This is a genomic window from Deltaproteobacteria bacterium PRO3 (genome assembly GCA_030263375.1).
Lineage (GTDB): Bacteria > UBA10199 > UBA10199 > DSSB01 > DSSB01 > DSSB01.
The window spans coordinates 1-1,599 of record SZOV01000196.1; the positions used below are offsets into that span (position 1 = coordinate 1).

The 1,599-nt window shown below is 64.4% G+C and carries 1 protein-coding gene; it reads left to right on the top strand.

Translation table 11 applies throughout. The features are described from left to right. Positions 1–166: 166 nt before the first annotated feature. Positions 167–1,599 (top strand): VWA domain-containing protein (locus FBR05_15270; GenBank protein MDL1873540.1); only part of this gene is annotated, 1,433 nt, incomplete at its 3' end.

Here is a 1,599-nt window from a genome sequence, read left to right on the forward strand (position 1 = left end):
CTGGGACCTCGAGGGTTTCCGCAACCGCATCGTCGACTACCTCGAGGCCCTCTGCCGCCAAACCCCCGGCTGCCGGCCCTAGTCTTCGCCCACAAAGCGCTGGCCTTCGCCTTAACTTCTCGCTAGATTCCCCGGTCACGAGACATCCCTAAAGGGGGGGATTCCTATGAAAAAATCCGTCATTTCCTTCTTGTCGATTTTAAGCCTGGCCCTGGCGGCCGCGACGGCCTCCGCCGCCTCCCGCATCGAGTACATCCTCGACGTCAGCGGCTCGATGAACGCCCTCTCCGGCGGCGAGAAGCGCATCGACGCCGCGAAGAAGTCCCTGACCGCGATGGTCCAGGGCATCCCCGACGGCACCATCGTCGCGCTGCGCCTCTACTCGCACCGCGTCCCCCCCGCGGACAAGGCCAAGAGCTGCCAGGACACCGAGCTGGTGATCCCCTTCGGCCCCATCAACAAGCCGCAATTTTTAAGCGTGGTCAACGCGGCCACCCCGCTGGGCCAGACGCCCATCGCCTATTCCCTCGAGCAGGCCGCCAACGACTTCGTGATGGGCGCCGACGAGGCCCAGACCATCATCCTGGTCAGCGACGGCGAGGAGAGCTGCGGCGGCGACCCGGTCGCGGTGGCGAAGTCGCTGATCGCGAAGGGCTTCAAGCTCAAGATCAACGTGATCGGCTTCGACGTCGACGCCAACGCCAAGAACCAGCTGGCGGCCATCGCCGGCGCCACGGGAGGCCAGTATTTCGACGCCAAGGACTCCGCCAGCCTGACCGGTACCCTGCAGAAATTGACTCAGGAGTCCCTGGTCATCCAGAAGGCGGGCTCCTCGGTCTACGGCGAGGAGATCCGCGGCGGCGACAACTACGAGACGTCCGTCCCCATCCCGGTCGGCAAGCTCCTCCGCCTCAACCACCATCAAAAGCAGAACCAATACGATTATTTCTCCGTCGACGCGAAGCCGGGGCAGAAGATCGTCGTCTCGCTGGAGACCGGCGAGAAGGGCGTGCGCATCAATCCCGACAACACTTATGAGGAAAATCTGAACCCCTACGCCGGGATCAGCCTGCAGAGCCCGCAAAAGACGCAAATCGCCCATCAGGAGATCATCGGCGGGAAGAACGACGCCAAGCAGATTATCTTCCCGGTGCCCACGGACGGCGGCGGCAAATATTACGTCCTGGTCGGGTCTTCCTACGACCACCAGCACAAGGACCACCGCTTCAAGGTCGAGATCTCCGAGCTCTTCGACGCAGGCAGCAAGCAGGACGCGGGCGACACGCGGGACACCGCCTTGGTGATCCAGCCGGGCACCCACAAGGGCTACGTCAATCCGAACGACGAGATCGACACCTATCGCGTCCAACTCCCCGCCGGCACCGTGACGATCCGCGCCCGACCGGTCAGCGAAAAGGTCCACATGGGCCTCGAGCTCTTCGACGCCGACGGCGTCCGCGTCGGCGGCGAGAATGCCCCCAATCCCGGGGCGGTCGCGAAGATGGAGAACCTTCCGCTCGCCAAGGCGGGCGAATACGTCCTGAAGGTCAAGGGCGGCTACCATCCCGCCGCGCGCTTCGGCGCCGCCCTCGACCGGCT